General features: G+C 53.9%; 18 protein-coding genes and 1 tRNA gene. 11 read left to right on the top strand and 8 right to left on the bottom strand.

Features of this window, described 5'->3' with window-relative positions:
• Window positions 1–15 precede the first annotated feature (15 nt).
• From SH580_RS09920 to SH580_RS09895, 5 genes are all read right to left on the bottom strand, one after another.
• Window positions 16–426: a hypothetical protein gene (locus SH580_RS09920; protein ID WP_319834828.1), complete on the bottom strand. Its 411-nt coding sequence runs from the start codon at window positions 424–426 to the stop codon at window positions 16–18.
• 69 nt (window positions 427–495) lie between these two features.
• A complete protein-coding gene (gene rpoD / locus SH580_RS22020) occupies window positions 496–2,388 on the bottom strand; it encodes an RNA polymerase sigma factor RpoD (RefSeq protein ID WP_345786220.1) in 1,893 nt (630 codons plus the stop codon).
• A 26-nt stretch (window positions 2,389–2,414) separates the two neighbouring features.
• Window positions 2,415–2,843 carry a DNA primase gene (locus SH580_RS09905; RefSeq protein WP_319834827.1) on the bottom strand — a complete coding sequence of 143 codons (429 nt, stop codon included), beginning with the start codon at window positions 2,841–2,843 and terminating at the stop codon, window positions 2,415–2,417.
• Window positions 2,840–4,237 carry a DNA primase gene (gene dnaG, locus SH580_RS09900; protein WP_319834826.1) on the bottom strand — a complete coding sequence of 466 codons (1,398 nt, stop codon included), beginning with the start codon at window positions 4,235–4,237 and terminating at the stop codon, window positions 2,840–2,842. The genes SH580_RS09905 and dnaG overlap by 4 nt, the downstream gene beginning before the upstream one ends.
• A 61-nt stretch (window positions 4,238–4,298) precedes the next feature.
• Window positions 4,299–6,173, bottom strand: coding sequence for a tetratricopeptide repeat protein (locus SH580_RS09895; RefSeq protein WP_319834825.1), 1,875 nt, complete (start codon window positions 6,171–6,173; stop codon window positions 4,299–4,301).
• A gap of 193 nt (window positions 6,174–6,366) precedes the next feature.
• Between SH580_RS09895 and SH580_RS09890 the strand changes: the two genes are divergently transcribed.
• The 4 genes from SH580_RS09890 to trpA all read left to right on the top strand — a co-directional run bounded on the left by SH580_RS09890 (window position 6,367) and on the right by trpA (window position 10,329).
• Window positions 6,367–7,467 carry a hypothetical protein gene (locus tag SH580_RS09890; RefSeq protein ID WP_319834824.1) on the top strand — a complete coding sequence of 367 codons (1,101 nt, stop codon included), beginning with the start codon at window positions 6,367–6,369 and terminating at the stop codon, window positions 7,465–7,467.
• 88 nt (window positions 7,468–7,555) lie between these two features.
• Window positions 7,556–7,930 (top strand): NADH-quinone oxidoreductase subunit A, encoded by a 375-nt coding sequence (locus SH580_RS09885; RefSeq protein ID WP_319834823.1) that lies wholly within the window; start codon window positions 7,556–7,558, stop codon window positions 7,928–7,930.
• 102 nt (window positions 7,931–8,032) lie between these two features.
• On the top strand, window positions 8,033–9,391 hold the full coding sequence (locus SH580_RS09880; protein ID WP_319834822.1) for a PTS sugar transporter subunit IIA: 1,359 nt from the start codon (window positions 8,033–8,035) through the stop codon (window positions 9,389–9,391).
• Between the two features lie 128 nt (window positions 9,392–9,519).
• The gene (trpA, locus tag SH580_RS09875) at window positions 9,520–10,329 is read left to right on the top strand and encodes a tryptophan synthase subunit alpha (protein WP_319834821.1); all 810 of its coding nucleotides are present in this window, start codon (window positions 9,520–9,522) and stop codon (window positions 10,327–10,329) included.
• Between the two features lie 138 nt (window positions 10,330–10,467).
• On the opposite strand, the gene hemE is transcribed toward trpA, so the two are convergent.
• Together hemE and hemF are read right to left on the bottom strand one after the other, a co-directional pair.
• Complete coding sequence (gene hemE, locus SH580_RS09870; RefSeq protein ID WP_319834820.1) at window positions 10,468–11,499, bottom strand: uroporphyrinogen decarboxylase; 1,032 nt, start codon at window positions 11,497–11,499, stop codon at window positions 10,468–10,470.
• 20 nt (window positions 11,500–11,519) lie between these two features.
• Window positions 11,520–12,446 (bottom strand): oxygen-dependent coproporphyrinogen oxidase, encoded by a 927-nt coding sequence (gene hemF / locus SH580_RS09865; RefSeq protein WP_319834819.1) that lies wholly within the window; start codon window positions 12,444–12,446, stop codon window positions 11,520–11,522.
• A gap of 54 nt (window positions 12,447–12,500) precedes the next feature.
• On the opposite strand from hemF, the gene SH580_RS09860 reads away from it, so the two are divergent.
• Window positions 12,501–13,394: an NAD-dependent epimerase/dehydratase family protein gene (locus SH580_RS09860; RefSeq protein ID WP_319834818.1), complete on the top strand. Its 894-nt coding sequence runs from the start codon at window positions 12,501–12,503 to the stop codon at window positions 13,392–13,394.
• On the opposite strand, the gene SH580_RS09855 is transcribed toward SH580_RS09860, so the two are convergent.
• Window positions 13,395–14,909, bottom strand: coding sequence for a pyruvate carboxylase subunit B (locus SH580_RS09855; protein ID WP_319834817.1), 1,515 nt, complete (start codon window positions 14,907–14,909; stop codon window positions 13,395–13,397). It abuts the gene before it with no gap.
• 74 nt (window positions 14,910–14,983) lie between these two features.
• On the opposite strand from SH580_RS09855, the gene SH580_RS09850 reads away from it, so the two are divergent.
• The 6 genes from SH580_RS09850 (at window position 14,984) to SH580_RS09825 (ending at window position 21,285) form a co-directional block, all read left to right on the top strand.
• Window positions 14,984–16,219, top strand: coding sequence for an anaerobic sulfatase-maturation protein (locus tag SH580_RS09850; protein ID WP_345786219.1), 1,236 nt, complete (start codon window positions 14,984–14,986; stop codon window positions 16,217–16,219).
• A 90-nt stretch (window positions 16,220–16,309) separates the two neighbouring features.
• A tRNA-His gene (locus tag SH580_RS09845) sits at window positions 16,310–16,386 on the top strand.
• Window positions 16,387–16,647: 261 nt separating this feature from the next.
• A complete protein-coding gene (locus tag SH580_RS09840) occupies window positions 16,648–19,281 on the top strand; it encodes a hypothetical protein (protein ID WP_319834815.1) in 2,634 nt (877 codons plus the stop codon).
• A gap of 30 nt (window positions 19,282–19,311) precedes the next feature.
• Entirely contained in the window at window positions 19,312–19,965 is a 654-nt protein-coding gene (locus SH580_RS09835; protein ID WP_319834814.1) for a MotA/TolQ/ExbB proton channel family protein, read from the top strand.
• Window position 19,966: 1 nt separating this feature from the next.
• Window positions 19,967–20,527 carry an ExbD/TolR family protein gene (locus SH580_RS09830; RefSeq protein ID WP_319834813.1) on the top strand — a complete coding sequence of 187 codons (561 nt, stop codon included), beginning with the start codon at window positions 19,967–19,969 and terminating at the stop codon, window positions 20,525–20,527.
• Window positions 20,527–21,285 carry a hypothetical protein gene (locus SH580_RS09825; protein ID WP_319834812.1) on the top strand — a complete coding sequence of 253 codons (759 nt, stop codon included), beginning with the start codon at window positions 20,527–20,529 and terminating at the stop codon, window positions 21,283–21,285. Before SH580_RS09830 ends, SH580_RS09825 begins: the two co-directional genes overlap by 1 nt.
• The last annotated feature ends 135 nt before the right edge of the window (window positions 21,286–21,420 follow it).

Raw genomic sequence — 21,420 nt, 5'->3', positions numbered from 1 at the left:
GCCACGGGTGATGATTTACTCGTCTACGGGATCGCGATATATTTTTTCGAGGCGGGCACTTTCACTGGCGCTGACGGGTTCTGCACGGTCATTGATATCGGGCAGTCCTTCCAGAATATCAGCTGTCCGTAGCCCTTCGCGGTGGCTGCGTGTTTTGAGTGTGGCAGTCTTTGTGCCTTGTCTGTCGCGTGTTTCGAGGAATGTGCCTTCGGCAAATTCACGTGCGTTACGCAAAGTGGCGAGACGCTCGAATTCGTTGACATGGACGACTGTAGCAGAATCGACCGCGATCACAGTGCCGGTTTGTGCTGTGCCGATCTGCTGATCGCCTTCAGTCACTCGGACACCGTTGTGCCCGCCGCAACCACTGAGAAGGGAGAGAGAGCCAGCAGCGAGTGCTAGGAGGAGTAGAGATTTATGGCGCATATTTAATGTTACAGGTAGCTTACTATTCTGTTAAGTTTAATAAATAGTAGTGGGAGTGCCTTTGCGATCTTATTTATGTTTGGCGTTTTCCCGTTTGATGCTGTCCATGCCGGGTTTTTCGAGGTTGATGTCACCCTCGAAGAAGCCATGTAGCTGGCGGATACGCGTCGGGTGGCGCATCTTGCGCAGTGCTTTGGCTTCGATTTGGCGAATACGCTCACGGGTGACTTTGAACTGGCGGCCGACTTCTTCCAAGGTGCGGGAGTAGCCGTCTGCAAGGCCGAAGCGCAGTGAGAGCACGCGGCGTTCACGCTCTGTGAGCGAGTCGAGCACGTCGGTGATCTTTTCGCGCAGCAAACTGTAGGCAGTCATGTCGTATGGATTTTCCGCGCCTTTGTCTTCGATGAAGTCGCCGAAGTTGGTGTCGTCGGAGTCGCCTACCGGGCTCTGGAGTGAGATCGGCTGTTGTGCCATCTTCATTATGGACTGCACGCGCTCGATCGGGAGGTTCATTTCGTCCGCGACTTCTTCAGCGGTAGGTTCATGGCCGAGCTCTTGCAGGAGTTGCTTTTGCACTTGCATGACCTTATTGAGGGTCTCGATCATATGCACCGGGATACGAATGGTCCGTGCCTGGTCTGCAATCGAGCGAGTGATCGCCTGACGAATCCACCAAGTAGCGTAGGTGGAGAATTTGTAGCCACGGCGGTATTCAAATTTCTCTACCGCTTTCATTAGGCCCATATTACCTTCTTGAATGAGGTCGAGAAAGGAGAGTCCGCGGTTGGTGTATTTCTTGGCGATCGAGATTACGAGGCGCAAGTTGGCTTCGACCATTTCAGTTTTGGCTTTGTGAGCCTCGCGCATGCCGAGCCGCACTTCGCGTATGATCTCCATGAATTCGCGTGAATCCATCTTGAACTCCGCCTTGATCTCATCCAGGCGCTCTTGAGTGGCTTTGACATCGACCTTGGTTTTGCGGCGGGCAGAAACCATGTCGGCATCTGCCAAGTCGTCATATAGATTGGAAACTTCGCGGTAGACCGGTGTGAGGTCGTTGAGGAAATCTTCGAAGCATTTGAGTTTGAGGCAGTATTTACGCAGCACTTTGCGTAGTTCCTCCTCGTATTTCATCATGCGAGTGCGGGCACGCTTGGCGTTGGCCTCGTTGCTTGCATTTACGTGGCTATCCCATGCGGCGTAGATGCGCTCGCCTAGGCGGTGCGCTTCTTCGAGTAGCTTGGGGAGGCTGTTGAAGTAAGCCTCGCGGCTTTCGATTTTCTTATCCAGCACCACTCGGTCAAAGCGTTCTTCGCGGTTGAGCAGCTTTTGTACGACGTTGTTTTGAAATTCGAGTGTGAGTGCGGTGGAGAATAGGGCGTCTTGTGCTTTAAGTTCGGCCTTTTCGATGCGCTTGGAAATGGCGACTTCTTCCTCACGTGTCAGCAGGGGCACTTGGCCCATTTGCTTGAGATACATGCGGACGGGATCGTCGAGGATGTCGTTTTGGGAAGTGCGAACTTCTTTCTCTTCGGTCTCTTCCTGGCGTGCCTTGAAGGCGTCGACTTCGTTGTCGTCGAGGATCTCGACTTCGAGGTTTTGCAGGATTGAAATGACATTTTCGATTTCGTCGGGGTTATTGACGGAATCGGGCAGGGCTTGATTGATGTCTTTGTAAGTGAGGAAGCTCTGCTCTTTCGAGAGGCGGATCAGGTTGCGGATGCGCTCGTTGAGCTTTTCTTGCGCCTTGGGGGAGAGCTTGCGCTTTTTGGCGGCTTTCTCAGTGGCAGCTACGAGCTTTGCGTCATCTGTATCATCTTCGGTCACGACTTTTTTCTTGGGCGCGGTTTTTTTCTTAGGTGCGGCTTTCTTCGCGACCTTCTTTTTGGCCGGTGCTTTTTCGGCGTCGGCTTTATTGGTGGGAATTTCTTCTTCTTCGGTATTCTTTTTCGCGGCTGACATAATTAGTTTCGTGAGTTTGTGCGGTCTTAAAGTTGGAGTTGAAGGGGCTGCGCTACGTTGCGGATCAGTGCTTTTTGTTCACGCATCAGCTCTATCTGTGATTCGGGGGCTGCGTTGATGATCTTTTGTTTTAAATGTTTAATCTGGGCGTCTACATGATTACGTCGGAGACGTTCGAGGCAGGATACGATTTGTTTGGCAGGCGCTTCAATGCTGAGTTCGCGGGAATGAATATCGGCTAAGAGTTGGCGTTCTTCAATGGTATCAATGATATTTTCTATTTGGTCGACGCTCTCAATCATTCCTTCGCGCAGCTCCGCAAGTAGGCGTGAGAGTAGGCGGCCAGTGGTGGAATTTGTATTAATCCATTCGTAATCAATAATTTCTGACAGCTTTTTGGCGTGTTCTGGATGATGTAAAACGAGCCAAAGTAGCTCCCAAGCGGCCTGTGTCAATAGCGGGTCTCGGGTTGTCTTGGGAGTGGGGGTGGCTTCTTCGCGACTGAAAGCCGGGCGTGGGGCGGGTCCTTTTGGAAGTCGCGTAGGGCGGCCATGGGGTCGACGTTTACCAGGCGAGCGGCAATCTGGATGTAGTCCTCGCGGGCGACTTCGGACGGCACGTGGTGCAGTAGGTCGAACACTGCGCGTAGAGCGGTGGTCTTTTCGTTGGTGGTCGGGCTGCGTCCTTCAGGGAGGTTGTCGGCGACGAGCAACTCGATGGCGCTTTTGGAATTTTGTCGTAGCGGCTCCAGTGCTTCTGCGCCCTGTTCTCGCAGCAGGTCATCGGGGTCGGCCTTGTCAGGCAACAGTAAGAAGCGGAACTCCAAGCCAGCCTTGAAGGCGAGTGGCAATGCACGTAGCGCGGCTTTTCGGCCTGCGGCGTCGCCGTCGAGTAGGCACTCGATGCTTTTAGGCTCATAGCGGCGTAGTAGGTGCATCTGATCGTCGGTAATGGCGGTGCCCTGCGGGGCGACTGCGGTGTGGAGGCCTACGGACCAGCAGCGAATTGCATCGAGCTGGCCTTCTACCAGCAGGAAGCTTTCTCCGTCTTTGAGGTGAGTGCGGGCGTGATCCATGCCGAAGAGAATACGCCCCTTGTGGAAAATGGGGGTTTCGGGGGAGTTGACGTATTTGGCTTCGCGGGCAGGGTCGTCTTCCGGGGTTTGTGGCAGTTGGCGCGCAGTGAAAGCGACGACGCGACCTTGCACATCGCGGATCGGGATCATCAGGCGGCCACGAAAGCGGGATTTGAAGTATTCGTAATTACGCTCGCCGTCGCGGGCAAAGAATAGCCCGGACTGATGCATGGCTGCAGTCGACACCTTGCGCTCTTTACAGTAGAGTGCGAAAGCATCACGGGCAGCAGGGGCGTAGCCGATCTTGACTTCTTTAGCAGTTTCCGGGGTGAAGCCGCGTTGATTTTTCCAGTAATCGCGGACGGGGCCTGCTTCGGCTGATTCGAGGAACTGCTGGTGAAACCATGTGGTGGCGAGTTCGTGGAGCTCGAAGATCTGTTTGCGCAACGACATTTCTTCGCGCGAGGGGCCGCCTTCTTCGTATTCGAGGGTGATGTTAAACTTTTTTGCCAAGAACTCGACTGCCTCGATGAATTCGAGGTTTTCCTGTTTCATTATAAAAGTGAAACAATCGCCGCCTTCACCGGTGCTGAAGCATTTATAAAAGCCGCGGTCCGGGTGTACGTAAAAGGAGGCCGTTTTTTCCTGCGTGAATGGGCTGAGTCCTTTCCATGAGCGCCCGGCTTTTTTGAGTTGAGCGTAGGGGGAGACGACATCGACCAAGTTGACTTGGTGTTTGATGGTTTCGATTGAGCTTTGTTTAACGCGTGCCAAGGGTTTTGAATAATTACGCTATGCGCGGTGATTAGAGTGATTGATAAGAGTGAGAGTGAGACTAACGGAGACGAGCGACTGCTGCACGTGCCTCGGGGACGAGCGGATGGTTGGGGGCGGTGTCGATGAAACGTAGGTATAGGTTGCGTGCAGTGGGGAGGTCTTTGGATATGCGTTCGTGGCCCCGGGCGAGTGAGAGCGTGATTTCCGGGCTGGTGGGGAAGCGGTCGAAGGCAGTTTCGAGCTCAGCTAGGAATTCGCTGGGTTCTTTGGAGCGTTGCGCGACACGCAGGTAATCGAGCGTGTAGGCGACTTCACGTGGCTCTAGGCGAACCGCTTCGAGTGCTGTGGTTTCGGCGTTTTTGAGTTGTCCGTCGACTAGGTAGGAACGGGAGAGCAGGTTCCAGACGTCTGCCCTGTTGTTTGCAATGCTGATGGCTGCCCAGTATTTACGGATGGCGGATTTGAAGTCGCGGTCCAATGTGGCGGTCTCCGCGTCGGCCATGAGTTCTTCGATGGTGCGAGGGCGTTCGCTGGGGCGGATGGGGGCGACTGATGTCTCTTTGGGTTCGCTGGTGGGGAAGGCCTCGATTTCGATCGGCGCTTCGACTGTTTGTGGCGTAATAGGGTCAGCTGGCGTAATGGGGTCTGCCGGCGCGATGGGAGCGATGCTATAGTTGGTACCTCCGGTGCTGGTGGCCTGGTCGTAGTCGACTTCGAAAGTGATTTCCGGGTCGGCGGGTTCGATCGCTATCGCGGGGTTGAAGGCTATGGGCAGATTGTTGTTTTCTGAGGCATCGATCACGGTGATGTCGGGGTCGATGTCGACGGGCATTTCGCCCTCGATTGCGGGGGCATTGGCCATCGCTTCGGCTGCTTCGAGGTCGGCGATGATTTGCGCCTTGCCTCCAGTTGTTACCGCCGGCTCGTTGTCGCTTGTTGGCGTCGTAGTCTTAGGCGTATCGCTGGTAGTTTGAGCTAATTCGGAGGCGTTTGCCGGAGTTTCTTTTGCTACTTCTTCGGCTTTCGCTTTTTCGGCGGCCGCTTTTGCAGCCGCTGCGGCTTGTTCGGCTTTAGCTTTTTGTTCGGCGGCGGCTCTTTCTGCTGCGGCTTGGGCGGCTTTCTTCTCGGCTTCGGCTTGCGCGAGTTTGGCCTTCATCTCGTTCTGTGCTTTGCGCCAGCGGATGAGTTCCTGTCGTGCTTGGTTCCATTGGCTGGCTTCCACAGCGCCGGGAAATTGTTTGTCGAGTTGAGCGATGGTGGCTTCGGCATCGACCCAGTCTTTTTGGCGCAGGTTGATTTCCAGTAGCGCGAAGAGAGCGGTTAAGGCGTTGGGGTCGTCATTGTCGGCGGCGATTTTTAGCCACGATTCCGCGAGTGGTAGATTGCCCGCTTTGACAAAGAGTTGGCCGATGGAAGCTGCGGTTTCAGGGGCTGGCTTTTTCTTTTCGGGATCGACTCCCTTTAGGTAGGCGTCGAGTGCGGACTGTACTTTGTTTTCTGCCTGGCGGGTTTGACCGAGACGCACCCAGAGCTCGGGTGTCATGGCTTCGGGGGCTTGGGTCGAGAGTTTCTCTAGTAAGTGAGCGGCAGGTTGATTGGCTGCTTCCAGACTCTGGTAGGTTTTGAAAAGTAGCTCGGTATCGTCAGGTGACTGTAGGTAGGCCTGCTCGAGGAAGAAGGCGGCCATCGTGGGGTCGCCTTGTGCGGTGTAGATCTGACCGATGGAGTTGAGGATTTCGAGATCGTTGGGGTAGAGTGTTGCGAGGTTTTCGAGAATTTCCAAAGCTTCGGCGTTCGAGCCAGCCGCAGAGAGGGTGAGGGCTTCTTTGATTTGCGCGGCCTTTTTTTCTTCAGGACTACTGCAACCAATCAGTAAAGTGAAGGTCGTGACCAGTGTAATGAAGAATACGCTTTTGAAGTTTGCTTTTAACATGTGCGGGAATTGTGTTCGGTTTGTGAGTGCATTTAGCAACAAAACGACGAAGCGTCTACTCTCGTTTCCGCTTTATAGCTGTCAAGTGGATAGGCGGCGGGCGTATCATTGCGCTGGAGGCGCGATTTGTGCGCCATCCCAAGGTGGATTAGTCAATTTCGCTCAAAAGTGGTTCCGCATTTTGCTGTTGATTGTGTGGGGACTTTTTCTGGGGAGTTCTGCCACGGCAGCTTTGGTGCCGCGTGCGCCATTGGGGCTGGTCTGGGAGTCGCCGCTGGCGAGTGGAAGCTTATATTATACAGAGGTGGATCGATTGTTGGCCGCTTATGAGCGTGAGGTGGGGCAAGTGCTGCAGCCTGGCGAGCGGGGCCAGGTGGCTCTTAAAGTTAATACGCGCGGGCGCGCCGGACTGGGGACGCCACTGCAGTTGATTCGCGCCTTGGTGGAAGCTTTAGAAGCTCGTGGCTATGAGCGGCGAGCGATTCTGATTGTCGATTACTCCGCCTATGATCTGCGAGAGGCGGGGGTGATGCCGCCATTGAGTGAGTCGGCCGCGCAGTTTGAAGGGAGTCCAGTATTGGCTTTGGACTCTGAGCAATACTATGATCCTGAATGGTTTTATGATAGTCCGTTGCCGCCCGCGTTGCAGCAGGAGCCGCAGTTGATCTCCGAGACACGTCGTGCCACCGAGCTTGCCGAGGGGGCGCAGGGGCGCAAAAGTTATTTGCCTAAGCCCTTGTTGTTTGAGGTCGACTTTTGGATTAATTTAGCGGTCGGCGTCGATGATCCCGCGCTGGGGATCGACGGCGTTCTTGCCAATGCGACGCTTTGGAATGTGAGTAATAGTCGCCGTTTCTTGGTCAATCAAGCGACGGCATCCGCGGCGGTGGCCGAGATTGCCGCGATTCCCGAACTGGAGGAACGGCTGATTTTGAACTTCGTGTCTTTGGAGCGCTATCAGTTTATCGCAGGCCCCTTTTTCAATTCCATCTACACGCGTTCCGAGCCGCGTTTATGGATGAGTAGCGACCCGGTCGCGCTGGATCGCTTGCTTTATGACCGGATCAATACGATGCGAGTGCTTGAGGGGTTTTCGGAGATCGAGCCTGTGCCGCGGCAGTTGCCTTTCGCGGCGAGTCTTGGGCTGGGGGAGTTTGATCCGGATCGGATACATGTTCAAAAGCTGTCGCTGCCTGAGGAGGGAGTGCGTGTAAAGCCAAAGCCCGTCGTGCAGCCGGCCCCCGAGCCGGTCGTTGAAAAGCAGTCATGGTTGCGACGTGTGACGCCCTGGTAGGGCATGGGGCCATTTGGGGCTGACTTTCTTCGATTCCGTGTAGAAACACCTTGAATTCTGAGCTAAAGCAGACTTGCTTCTTTTTACTATGCAAATCGCGGACTATTATCCGATCCTTGTTCAAATTTTAATCGCTGCCGGAATTGGCGCGTTTGTCATTATTGCGTCGCATATCTTCGGGCAGCGCGGAACAGACACCGCGATTAAGAATACGCCTTATGAGTGCGGCATGCTCGCTGAGGGCTCGGGGCATGCTCCATTTGCGATTAAGTTCTACGTGACTGCGATGCTCTTTATCTTGTTTGATATCGAAGTCGTCTTCTTGTTTCCGTGGGTATTAACCTTTCGGGAGTTTCTTTCTGCTAATTTGCCAATCGTATTACCGGTCTTTTTCTTCCTCTTTGTGCTCGTGTTAGGTCTTTTCTACGAATTGAAAAAAGGTGCGATCGAGTGGGAGCAATAATTGTTCAAAAATGCAGTTGATAGTTGCTAGATTTTCTATCTCGCGCATAAATAGTGGCTTAACGACTTGAACAAGTCACCCTAGAAACTCCGCCACGCCTACATGCGCATCGACCGATACATCGCCCAATCCCGTGTGATCGACCTCAAAAGCACGGACTTTGAAAGCGCTGTATCTGAATTAATCGAAGTCTGCGATGTGACTAAGGAGCGTGGCTTGACTAAGAAGGGCTTGGTTGCGGACCTGTTGGATCGTGAGCGTCAGATGACGACGTATCTGGGGCATGGTGTGTGTCTGCCGCACGCGCGGGTCAATATGAAGCGCCCATATATGGTTGCTGTGGGCCGTTGTGCGAATGGGCTCGCCTACGATGGGCATTCGGAGTATCAGGATATTCGTTACATTTTTTTGCTGCTCGCTTCTGAGAATGCGCGCAGTTACCTTTACAGTCTGGCATCACTGGCTCGGGTCTTTCAGGATAAGGGGCACATGGATCGGCTGCGGGCGGCCGAGAAGTTGTCGGATTTTCGCAAAGAGTTAAAGCAGGTCTTTGCGGGGGAGGAGAGTCAGCCACGTCGTCGGCATAATCGTTTTAATAACCTAATTTTACGTGAAGCCGCTAAGATTGCCAAGGGGGCGCAATGTACGTCTGTGCTCGTTTTCGCGGATACTTTTGGCGGTGGCGTGGAAGTGGGGAAGGTATTTAAAGGTTTTAAGACGGTGTTGATCGCACATGGTACTTCGGATGCTGCGACCGAGCGCGAAGAAATCGATGCGGTGATTCCGATTCGTTCGTATAGTAATCACCGCTTCTCGCAATTACGCAGCGCTGTCTTGATCGGGCTCACGCGGGGGATTTTTTCCAGTCAGGATCGTCTGTGTTGTATCGGCGGACTGCCGCAGAGTAACCAGTTTGATAGTATCACTGTTGTGGATGTTGAACGTGAGTTTGACACCATGTTGGCGAGTAAGTCGGATATGTTGCCCGCTAGTGTGAAACCTGAAGTGATCGAGCGTGTGTTGGCGATTGCGACAGAGTTAGCCGTCGAGGGGCGCGAGGGGCATCCGGTGGGGTGCTTGTTTGCCTTGGGCAACGCGGAGCAGATCTCACAGTACACCAAGCCGTTGATTCTCAATCCGTTTTATGGTTATAAGGATGAGGACCGCAATATTCTCAACCCATTTATGGATGAGACTGTTAAGGAGCTTTCTTCGATTGATGGGGCATTCATCATACGAGGAGATGGCGTGCTCATTTCAGCAGGCTCCTTGATTCATGCGCCGGATTACACCCACGAGTTGCACAGTGGCTTAGGTAGTCGGCATGCCGCTGCGGCCTCGATCACGCAAGCGATTGATTGCCTCTGCATTGTGGTTTCTGGAAGCACTGGGCAGGTGACACTCTTCCGTCATGGTAAGATGCTGCCGTTGATTGAGAAAGCGCTGATTCGGAATAGTTAGCGCTTGTTGGCGCTTTGCTGTGCTTGGTGTCGTAGGTGAGGATGCGGGGCTACCCGTGTGAGAGACTTTGTCGCCTAGCTTCAGTTTTACCTTTCCACTTTCCAAGTTTCATACCTTCATATCTTTCTATGAACCGAATTGAAAAAGCTTTTGCTCAAGCCCGCGCAGAGAATCGTGCCGCCTTTGTCGGATATCTATGTGCGGGGGATCCCAATTTTGAGGGCTCGCTGGCTGCCTGCCGTGCCGTGATCGAGTCCGGAGTGGATGTGTTAGAGCTTGGGGTGCCTTTTTCCGACCCACTCGCCGATGGGCTGACGAATCAGCTGGCGGCACAACGTGCGCTTGAAAGTGGCTCCAATAGCGAGCGTGTGCTTGATTTAGTGCGTGCCATTCGCGAGTTCAGCGAGGTGCCGATCATTTTTTATACTTACTATAACTTGGTCTTTGCGCAAGGGAGTCAGGCTTACGCGGAGCGCGCCAAAGCGGCGGGGGTGGATGGTATTTTGACCCTCGATTTGCCGCCCGAAGAAGCGGGGGAGCACTTGGAAGCGTGCGCGAAGCATGCTATACAGACTGTCTTTATTGTTGCACCGACGACGCCTGATTCACGTTTGGAAATTATTTGTAAGGCGACGACGGGATTTGTTTATTATGTTTCCCGCGAGGGCGTAACGGGGGAGCAGGCTTCGATGTCTGAAAGTATTCAAGCCAATGTGGCTCAAATTAAAAAGCATACCGACCTACCGGTTGTCGTGGGCTTTGGTATCTCGAATGCTGACCACGTGCGCACCGTTGCTCAAGCCGCCGATGGCGTCGTTGTGGGCAGTGCGATTGTCAATTGTATCGCTGAGAACCCTGCCGATGATCAGGCCATTGCCACTTCGCTGCGCGCCAAGATGGGCATGCTGCTGGAAGGCGGCGCGTTGACGAAGAAGTAGTCATCTCTGGCATCTGACTATTCTTACTATCAGGATCATTCGAGAATCTCGCTGAGTTCGTTTGCAACACTGGCGCGCGAGCACGAGCGTCGTTTGGTCGCAGCTGTCCGATACTGTGAGGTGGCTGAGCCCAGCTCACTACGCGTTTTTCTGTCCGGTCACGACTTCCATCAAGGCTTCCACGCATTCGATCTTGGCGCTGGGAACCATGCCATGGCCTAGGTTGAAGATGAAACCAGGCATTTTGCCAGCTTCGTCGAGTACGCGTTTCGCTTCGACTTGGGTGATCTCGGGCGTCGTGGTCAGTGTGATGGGGTCGAGGTTACCTTGCACCGCAGCTCCGTGACCGATGCTTTGGCGCATGCGGCGTAGGTTCATCGTCCAGTCCAGGCTAATGACTTTGGCGCCGGTATGCATGAGGTCGGGGGCTTTGTGGCCCATGCCTTTGGCATAGAGAATTACGGGCACGCGGTCTTTTAGCTTGTTGATAATATGGTGAACCCAGCGCAGGGACCAAGCCTCGTAGTGAGTGGCGGGGCAGATGGCTCCCCAGGAATCGAAGATCTGTAGTGCATCGGCACCGGCATCGATCTGCATGTGCAAATATTCGACGATGGCATCGGTGAGTTTCTGCATCAGCAGTTCAAAAAGCTCGGGTTGCCCCCAAGCGAGTTGTTTGATTTTTATAAAGTCTTTGGCGGAGCCGCCTTCGATCATGTAGCAAGCCAGCGTCCATGGAGAGCCGCAGAAGCCGAGTAGGGCGGTGTCTTCGCCTAGTTTTTTTCGAGTCAGCGTGAGTGCGTCGGCTACGTATTTTAGGTTTTCAGCAATTTTAGAATTATCCAGTGCTTCGATCTTGGCCTTGGTGTCGAGTAGGTAGTCCATGCCGATCCCGCCCTGATCTCGGAAGTGGTAGCCTTGCCCCAGAGCTTCCGGGATGACGAGGATGTCGGAAAAGATAATTGCGGCATCGAGAGGGAAGCGGCGCAGCGGTTGTAATGTGACCTCTGCGGCTAGCTCGGGCGTGCGCACCATGGTGACAAAGTCGTGCTGCGCTTTTAACTCCCGATACTCGGGAAGGTAGCGGCCCGCCTGGCGCATCAGCCAGATCGGTGGACGGTCGACGGGTTGTTGGTGGGCGGCGGCGAGAAAACGTTGGCGTGGTGTCATTTGGAATTAGGAATTGGGAATTAGGAATTTACTGATTGGTTGGCCCAGTCTTGGGGTTTTAGATAGACATCGTAGAGCTCCGCCTCGGGGGTCTTGGGCTCGGGGTGCCAGTCATAGTCCCAGCGGACGAGTGGCGGGAGTGACATGAGGATCGACTCGGTGCGGCCTTTGGACTGCAGTCCGAAGTGGGTGCCGCGGTCATAGACGAGGTTGAACTCGACGTAGCGTCCGCGGCGATAGAGTTGGAATTGACGCTGGGCATCGCTGAATGGGCTGTCTTTGCGGCGCGCCACAATGGGCTGGTAGGCGGGCACGAAGTGGTCGCCTACGGATTGCATAAAGGCGAAGGCTTGTTCGAAGCCGCCTTCGGCGTAGTCGTCGAAGAAGATGCCGCCGATGCCGCGCGGCTCTGCGCGGTGTGGCAGATAAAAATACTCGTCGCAGATTTGTTTAAATTTGGGATAGAGCGCATTGCCGAAGGGTTGGCAAGCAGCGCGTGCGGTCTGGTGCCAATGGATTGCGTCTTCGCGTTGGCCATAGTAGGGAGTCAGGTCGAAGCCGCCGCCGAACCACCAGATCGGCGCGCCGTCTGTCGGTTCGGCGTAAAAGAAGCGCACGTTCATGTGGGTGGTTGGCACGTGTGGATTGAGTGGATGTATGACCAGTGATACACCCATGGCTCGAAAGCTAGCTCCGGCGAGTTGCGGGCGCTTTGCTGTGGCGGACGCGGGGAGTTGACTGCCTTGTACGTCCGAGAAATTGATACCTGCTTTTTCAAAAACCTGTCCGTCGGCCATCACGCGAGAGCGTCCGCCGCCGCCCTCTTCGCGTGTCCAGCTATCCTCCTGGAAGCGGGCTTGACCGTCTTCGTTTTCCAGCGCGGCGCAGATACGATCTTGCAGGTCGAGTAGGTAGGCGCGGACTTTTTCTGGTTGTGCGGTTTGCATTGGGGGCGAATGTTGGCTGACTCGAACGCATCCGACAAGCTCTGGAAAAATAAAATGGCGCACTTTCAACAACTCCCTGTATCGGTAATTATATTTGGCTGTGGCTACGTGGGCACGGCACTCGCTAGGCATTTGATCCAGCAGGGTGTGCGGGTTGGAGCGTTGACGCGTAATGCGGAGCAGGCGGCAGGCCTGCGTGCGCTGGGCTTGGAGGAGGTGATTGAAGCTGAACTGGACTCTGCCGAGTGGCATGGGCAAGTCCGCGGACGCTATCAAGCGGTGGTCAATTGCGTGAGCTCTGCGGGCGGCGGCTTGGCGGGCTATCGTAAATCTTATCTTGCGGGGCAACAGTCGATTCTGGACTGGGCCCGGTCGCAGTCGATCGGCAGCTATGTCTATACCAGTAGTACTTCGGTGTATCCGCAGGATGGCGGAGCGACTGTCGATGAAAGTGCTGACACTCGTGCCGCGCCTCCCACGGGGCAAGTGCTTCTTGAATCAGAAGCCTTGTTCGCGGAGGCCGCTTTCTTGCCGAACTGGTATGTGCTGCGCTTGGCTGGTATTTATGGGCCAGGGCGGCATTACTTATTGGATCAAATTCGCGATGGTGCGGGTGAAATCCCCGGGCGTGGGGATTATGCGCTCAATATGATCCACTTAGAAGATATTGTGGCTGCCATTTGTGCCGTGATTAGTGGCGGGGCGCCTGCGGGGATTTATAATATCGCCGACGATGGGCCAGCGACTAAGGCTGAAGTGCTCACATATTTGGCCAAAGCACTGGGTTTATCGTCTCCGGTTTTTAATCCTGAGAATGTCTCTGAGCGCTTGAAGCGTCGGGGCGGCCGAATGCCGCATCGATTGATTAGTAATAAAAAAGCCCGGGAGGCTTTGGATTGGCGTCCAAAGTTCCCGAGCTTTCGTGAAGGTTATGCTGAATTGTTGTGATTACACGATTTCTTGCACGGCGACTTCAATTTGCTTGCCGTTTATGGTGAGCCCGTAGCGCTTTTGTGGACCATTGCTGGTGCTGGCTGCGGTGGCAGGGGCCGGTGCTGGGGCCGCTTTAGGTGTTTCCGCTGGAATTGCGACCGGCTTGGGCTTGGGGCCTTCGCCTTTTAAGTGCTTTTCAAGCTGTGGGGGGAACATGGCGTGGATGACGCAGTGCTCGTTGTCGCTAGGGAAGTTTTTGGCTTTGAGTTCCTTGCGTAGGTCGTCCATGTGCTTGTGCACGGCGCCGGGGGCTTCGACCGGACGGCAAGTGATTGGTTCTTTGCCGGCTTGCTTCGCTGCGATCTTTTGCACTTCGGGGTCTACCGCTGCGGGGCATTGACCGTAATAACCCAGCGCGATGTCGGCGGCTTGCGGGGACATTTGTTTCCAGCGACCAAACTTAACGTTGAGGAATGCCTGCATGCCAACGATCTGAGAGGTTGGGGTCACCAGTGGAATCCAGCCGAGTGCTTCACGCACGACAGGGATTTCACGGAAGACGTCTTCAAATTTGTCTTCCATCTTCTGTTCCTTCAACTGAGTGCGGAAATTGGAGAGCATGCCACCAGGTACTTGGTATTCGAGCGTATCGACGTCGATCACCTCGTTCTTGTGGCTGGTGAACTCACCCATTTCGGCGTAAACTTTTTCCAGATGCGTACGCACCTCTCTGAGAGACTTGCGTTGCTCGTCGGAAATTTGAGGGCAGCGCTCGTGGCCCTGCATAATTGCCAACATGCGAGTGGTGTCAGGCTGGCCCGTGCCATTGGCAAAGGGCGAAACGGAGAGGTCGATGGCATCCACGCCTGCGTCGATGGCCGACATGTATGTATTGGTGCCGAGGCCCGCGGTGTCGTGTGTATGAATCCAGACTGGGATTTTGAGCTTCTTCTTTAAGCCGTCGATGATGGCAAAGGCTTCCATCGGAGGGATCAATCCGGCCATGTCTTTAAGTACGATGGCGTCGGCACCCATTTTTTCGAGCTCTACGCCCATTTCGATAAACTTGGCGACGGTGTGGACCGGGCTGCTGGTGTAGCAGATCGTGCCGTGGGCTTGCGCACCCGCCGCTTTGGCGGCATCGATCGCGCACTTCATATTGCGCGTATCGTTGAGCGCATCGAAGATGCGGAAGATATTCATTCCGTGGTCGGCACTGGTCTTAATAAAGGCCGTTACTACGTCGTCGGGGAAGTGGGCGTATTGCACGATGTTCTGCCCGCGCAGCAACATCATGTGAGGCGTCTTCGGGCAGGCCTTCTTGAGTGCGTCGAGACGATCGAAGGGGAATTCATCTAAAAAGCGCAGGCCGGAATCGATCGTTGCGCCTCCCCAGGTTTCGAGTGCGCCGAAGCCCCAGTTATCAAGTTGCTCGCAAACGGGGAGCATTTGCTCGGTGCGCATGCGGGTGGCGGCGAGGCTTTGGTGGCCATCGCGCAGGACATTATTGTTAAGCTGGACTGATTTCATAATGTTGTATTATTAGCAAAACTTTAATAATGAACTTGCCTTGGGCAAGACTTTTCTTTCAAATTTTATCACAGATGAAAGCTAATGAATCATTTCACATCATGACGAAGCCTGCGGGGCCGTTATGTAATTTGGATTGTACCTATTGTTTTTATTTGGAGAAAACTAAGCTTTTTCCGTCCAATCATGCGTTTAAGATGAGCGACGCTATACTGGAGGCTTATATTCGGGGCTATATTGAGGCGCAGCCACGGCGGGAGGTGAGTTTTGCATGGCAGGGAGGGGAGCCGACATTAGCGGGCTTACCGTTTTTTAAGAAAGTGGTTGCCTTGCAGGCGCGTTATGCGGGCGGGAAGCGCATTGAGAATGCATTTCAGACCAATGGGACTTTGTTGACGGACGAATGGTGTGAGTTTCTGAAAGCGAATAATTTCCTGGTTGGTATTAGTATCGATGGCCCGCAGCATTTACACGATGCCTATCGTCTGAATCGCAAAGGGCACGGCACGTATCGGCAAGTGGTGCGAGGGATCGAGCTCTGCAAGAAGCATGGAGTGGAGTTTAACACTTTGACGGTGGTCAATGCTAAGAATGTGCAGTATCCACTCGAAGTGTATCGTTTTTTGCGTGAAATCGGCTCGCAGTATATCCAGTTTATACCTCTGTTGGAGCGTCGTGCCGACAGCGATTCGAACCAGCTCGGTCTCGGGCTTTCGCATCCACCTGATCTTTCGGGGGCTGCTAGCTTGCATTTCGAGCCCGAAGTGACTGATTGGTCTGTGCCTGCTGGTGCGCTTGGCGACTTTTATTGCAAAATTTTTGATCGCTGGGTTAGTCGGGATGTCGGTCGGGTCTACGTGCAGCTGTTTGATGTGACACTGGGGAAGTGGGTCGGCGCACCCGGCGGTGTTTGTATGTATGCCGAGACCTGTGGGCGTGCGTTAGCGATGGAGCATAATGGCGACCTCTATGCTTGCGATCATTATGTGTATCCTCGCTATCGTTTGGGAAATGTCATGAACCAGAGCATTGCTTCCATGGTCGATAGTCAGCAAATGCGTGAATTTGGTGAGGCCAAGCGCAGTCGTTTGCCGCGGCAGTGCCGTGAGTGCGAAGTGCTCTTTTGCTGCAATGGTGATTGTCCCAAGCATCGCTTCGCTCGCACTCGCGATGGTGAATATGGTGTTAGTTACTTGTGTGCAGGTTTGAAGCGTTTTTTTAAGCACTCGGGGCCAGCGATGAAAACGATGGCTGAACTGTATCGTAATCGACGTTCGCCGATGGAAATTATGCAGGCGCAAAATAAGTGAAAAAAAGTTGAACAGACTATTGACAAGCTCTCTTAGAAAAAGAGCATGTCCGTTCTTTCGCAGGAAGGATTAAGAGATTTTCTCTGTATGGTGGCTATAGCTCAGTTGGTTAGAGCATCGGCTTGTGATGCCGAGGGTCGCGGGTTCGAATCCCGTTAGCCACCCCATTTTTTGCCGGAAGTTGCTCGCCTATAGCGACTTGTGGTTTTTTTTGTGCCGTTGCTGCACACGGATGTGAACACAAATGTTTTATTTGAGTGACTCAGAAGGGTATTATATCTGGAGGCTTTCATCCTGAGTTCCTCTAGCTCCATTGAGACTGCTACTGCAAAAGACGTGAATCAAAACCTACAAAAACACTCTACTGAAGATGATGCGAAAATCACTTTGCAACTGTGGGGCAGAGTGGTTGTCATCGGAGGATCTGTATGTGTTTCGATTGGATTACTCGTTTTCGGCTTTCAGCTATTTGTTGGCTACCTTTATTGGTGGGGGCGGCTTTATGGGCGCAATCACCGTTGACGGTAGACCGTGTCGCCGAGGTTGATGTCGAGGGACAGATCGAGTTGGACTGGCGAATCGATAGTGCGGAACGCGCTTTACGTGCGGGCCTACCTGCGGTGGCTGAGTCGATCTACCGGGGGATTTTGACTCGCTCTGCGGAATTGACGCCGGAGCGACTTGCAACGCTTAAAGTTGGCTTGGCCAAGGCCTTGATTGGGCAGGGGCGCTATCAGGCAGCACGTGCGCAGCTGGAGTTGGTGCCCTCTGAGCTACAAGTCGGGGCACATCCGCTCTATTTGGCGATTGCGATTTATGGGGACGGAGGCCCGCGAATGGAGGTCGAAGCATTTCGAGCTGCTTTGAAGCGGGTGTCCAAGACTGCTTTGTCGACGGAGGATCTTCCATGGTTGGCTTTATTGCAGGGGTTGAGGGCCGAGCTGGATGGAGATTCAGACCAGGCGACGGCTGCTTATCGGCGTGCGGCAGACTTGGCTAAAATGCCTCTCTTGCGTTCCTTCTTTGAGGGGCTTATTTTACGGCAGGAGTTATTGAGGGCACCCGCAGATGAGGCATTAGCGGCTGAGCTGAGGTCTAAAATTAACCGATTGGAAGGTCAGGCCGTGGCGTATCCTTTTGTGCGTGAGTATGCGGTGACGCTCTACAGCTTGGGGCGCGTAGGTGAAGCGGTCGGTGCGATTGAACGTGAGCTGGAGAATATTTCTGCCGGTTATGGTGCCGGGAAGCGTGAGCATTTGCGCTTGTTGAAGGGGATCATTCTGGGGCCGGATTCGGAGAGTGGTCGTGCGGCTCTGAAGCAATTGATACAGCACGGGAAGAATCGCGAAGCAATGGGGATCGCGCTACAGTTGTTGGCGCGCACCGCAGGGCAGGAGGCAGATCTGCTGGATTTTTTGAAAGTGATTATTTCACGCACGGAGCCGCACCCCTTGCTGGGGCAAATGTATTATTTGCGCAGCCAAATTGCGATGAAGGATCCCTCGATGTTGGCACTTGCGGAGCGTGATGCACGCATCTTGTTGGAGCAGTTCCCGGGGCTTCGCGAAATCACCAATGTGTATCGTCTGCTCGCGTATGCGGCTTTGGAGCGCAAGCCGCCTCAGTATCGGGCGGCGGCGGATCTGCTGATTCAATTGCGGGATCAGTCGACAGATTCTCAAGAGTTGGTTGAATTGAATCGCTTGATCGGCGATTGTTATTTTTTGAATCGCGACTTTGCCAATGCGGTCGATTTTTACTCGGCGGCGCGAAGTCGCGAATTGGGCGCTCGGGATGGAGGGCTTTTTCTGCGCTTGATCTCGGCGCAGTTGCGTGTCGGTGCGGTGGATGCGGCTTTGCAGTTGATCGATGAAGTCGATTTTAGTGGAAGTGTGGGCTTGTTGGATCGCTGGCGGGCGGAGTGGAATGTGGCGCAGGCGCTTCAAGTGAACGGGGAGTTGGAGCGTGCGCTGACGCGGGTGCGCTTACTCTTGAAAGATTCTCTGGCGATTGCGATTCCGGCGGCTTTGGATATCCGCTTGCGCTGGTTGGAGGCGTATCTCTCTTTAGAAACGAAGGAGATGGAGGGGCTGGAGGAGCGTGTTTCCCGCTTGCTGGCACGTTTAAACTCATTGCCCAAGGAAGGGGCGAACTCGCTGGGCGAAGAAGATGTTATTTTGTTGGAGACTGAGATTTTGCTTCTGCAGGGTGATGTGTTGATGCGCAGTGGTAATGCTAATGAAGGAATGGAGGTCTTGACGCAATTGCGCAAAGAGTTTGCGGACACTGCTGCCGCCCAGCGCTCGTATTTGATCGAGGCTGCCTATCATGGATTGGTGGGAGACTTTGAGTCGGCGCAAGCGACCTTAACTAGTTTAGCGCAGATCTACCCGAATAGTCCACTGGCTCCGCAGGCGCTGTTTGAGGCTGCGCTTTATTGTGAGCGTCGCGGTGCCGAATTTTATCCGCAGGCGGTGGTCTTGCATAATGACCTGGCGGAACGATACGCCTCGGACTCGTTGTTTTATTTCGCGCGGCTGAAGCAGGGAAACCTGCTGCGCTCGATGAATGACTTTGCGGGGGCGCAGATTGTGTATGAAAATTTGATCAATGGGCTTCCGGCGCATGAGCTGCGATACGTAGCCGAGTTGTCGCGTGCGGATTGTATGCTGGCTTTGGCGGGCAATGAGCCGAACGCTCTGGGGGATGTTGTTGTTATTTTGGAGCGGCTGTTGGATTTGCCCAATCTACCTTTGGATTTTCAGGCTGAAGCGGCGCATAAATGGGCTTTCGCGTTGATAAAAAGGAACTCTATCGAGCAGGCCAAGGAGGTGCTTTCTTTGTCTGTCTCCCGCTTCCTGTTAGAGGGGCAAAAGGCGGAAGAGTTGGGAGCTGCAGGGCGATACTGGGTGGCTCGTTCGATGCTTCAACTTGGCGAGATCCTTGAAGGCGAAGGTGGTGTTGTGGAGGCGCGGCGTGTGTATCGGCAGTTGATCGCCTATGATCTACCCGGGCGGCACATCGCGATCTCGCGAGCGGATCGACTGCTTGATGTTGAATAGTATAGAATGGAACACAGATAGGAATAGGACATGGATTACTTTCAAAATAATTTTATCTTACAGGGCGGCCCCGTGATGTATCCGCTGCTTTTTGTGAGCTTACTCGGTTTTGTGCTCTTTATTGAGCGCTCGCTTTATTTGCACAAGGGGCAGATTGGAACAGAGGACTTTCTGAGTGGTATTAAGAACCTGGTCCGTAAGAAACGATTGGTCGAGGCGCTGACTCTGTGTGAGGATACGCCGGGGCCCATGGCACGCATTGTGAAGTCTGCTCTGCTGCACTATGGGGAGTCGCGTGAGTCGATTCGTTCGGCGATTCAGTCCGCTGCGATTGTTGAGATTCCGACCTTGGAGCGGCGCATTGCAACGATTGCTGCTTTAGCACGAGTGGCGCCGATGCTTGGTTTTCTGGGAACCTTAATTGCCGCGCTGCAGGCCTTGTACTCTTTGGAATCTTTTAATGGAGATAGCGGCGTGTTCAGTCGTCTGCTGGCAGAGGCGTTGGTGACTTCGGCTTCAGGGCTGGCGATTTCAGTTATGGCAATGCTGGCCTACCATTTTTTATCCGGACGGGTGCGCGCGCTGGTTCATGATTTTGAGTGGGTCGGCCACGATATCCATGAGTTTTTGAGCACGGAACCTGTGCTTCAGGGGGATCGCCCGGAGGAGAGCGTGGAGCGCTAGTATGGCTGTGATTCATACAGAGAATAAAAAAGAGGGGAGCCGGACGGCGCGCCACAGTTACACGGAGCCGCTGGGGCTGATGGAGCAGTTGCGGCGGCCTTCGATCAAGTTGGATGTTGTCCCCGTTCTCGACTTACTAGTGATCGCATTGCTTTTTAGCTTGGTATTTACCCGCTTTGTTATGGTTCCCGGGGTGCGCGTCGATCTGCCGGATTCCGAGATGCAGATGCAGCCGAGCAGCTTGCCGGTTGCGGTGCTGACTATTGGTAACCGTGGAATGCTCTTTTTTGATGGCGCGGTTTTCGAGCTGAATTCGATTGAGCGAGGTTTTCAGCTGCATATTGAGGATATGCAAGGTGAGGATGTGGTCTTGCTGGTGAAAACTGAAGGCGCGATGGATTTGCAGCTCTTCTTAAAGCTTTGCAGTATGGCGCAGAGTGCCGGCTTTGTGCAGGTGCAGATTGCTGGTGAGCATGAAAAGAAATCGAGCCCAAGTTCGCCCCTCTCTCCGCTATCCGGCGCGGTCGATTCCGCGGAATCAGGATTTCTTTCTGTGATGTGATGCCAGTTAGGAATGTCCAGTCGAATGTCGGCCAGAGTCGCTCGCGGCAAATTGTGTCGCCGTTTTTGCGCATTTCGTTATTGTTGGGCGTTTGCGTGCATTTCGCAGGTTTTCTGGTTTTTCATGTGACGTCCACCCCCTTGCCAACGCGAGAGGAGCATCGGCCTTTCGTGCAATACGTTTCGCCAGATACCTTGCTTTCTGGAGCTGAGCTTGAAGAACAGGCCGCTTTGTTTGACTCTGCGCCGCTCTTTGTGCCCGGACGTTGGAATGCGGCGCATAACTTAAATCCTCCATCGCGTGAGCGCGGTTTATTGCGGTTTCCGGCCTATGAGCCGAGCATTGATTTTTCCTCGGCGCTGGTTTCTAAGGAATTGCTGGATGGGTTTAGTGACTCTGTGGCTGAGCCGATCGATCTGTTGGCTTTGAGGTATTGGGATCTGTTCCGTCATTTTGGGCAGGGGGAAGTGACGCCTCAGCAGCTTGAGGCGACTGGGCGGTTTGCTGAGGTGCGTCTCTTGAATGGGGAGGTGCTGCGCGTATTGCCTGTGGGGGTGGATTTACTTTCGATGCAGGCGATTCAGCCGGTTTCGTATTATTTACGTGTAGAGGCAGGCGGTCGTGTGCTTGGGCGACCGACGCTTTCGGTCAGCTCCGGCGATGCGGCTTTTGATGTTGCTGCGTATAGCTGGTTGGTTGAGGCGGGCTTTCCTGCTGATTTGCCGGCCGGCTTTTTCGAGATTCGAATTTATCCATAGCCTGAGGGCTCTTTTCCGGGGAAGTGGCTGTGTTTGTCGATTGATTTGCAGCCGCTATGTGTCTAGTGCTTCGCTATTTGAATTTTAAATAACTGAGAAATTGGCGGGAAATGTATTGCTAGAAGATTTGTGCGT

Source organism: Coraliomargarita algicola (genome assembly GCF_033878955.1).
Classification (GTDB): Bacteria; Verrucomicrobiota; Verrucomicrobiia; order Opitutales; family Coraliomargaritaceae; genus Thalassobacterium; species Thalassobacterium algicola.
This window is presented reverse-complemented; position numbering and strand designations above follow the sequence as displayed.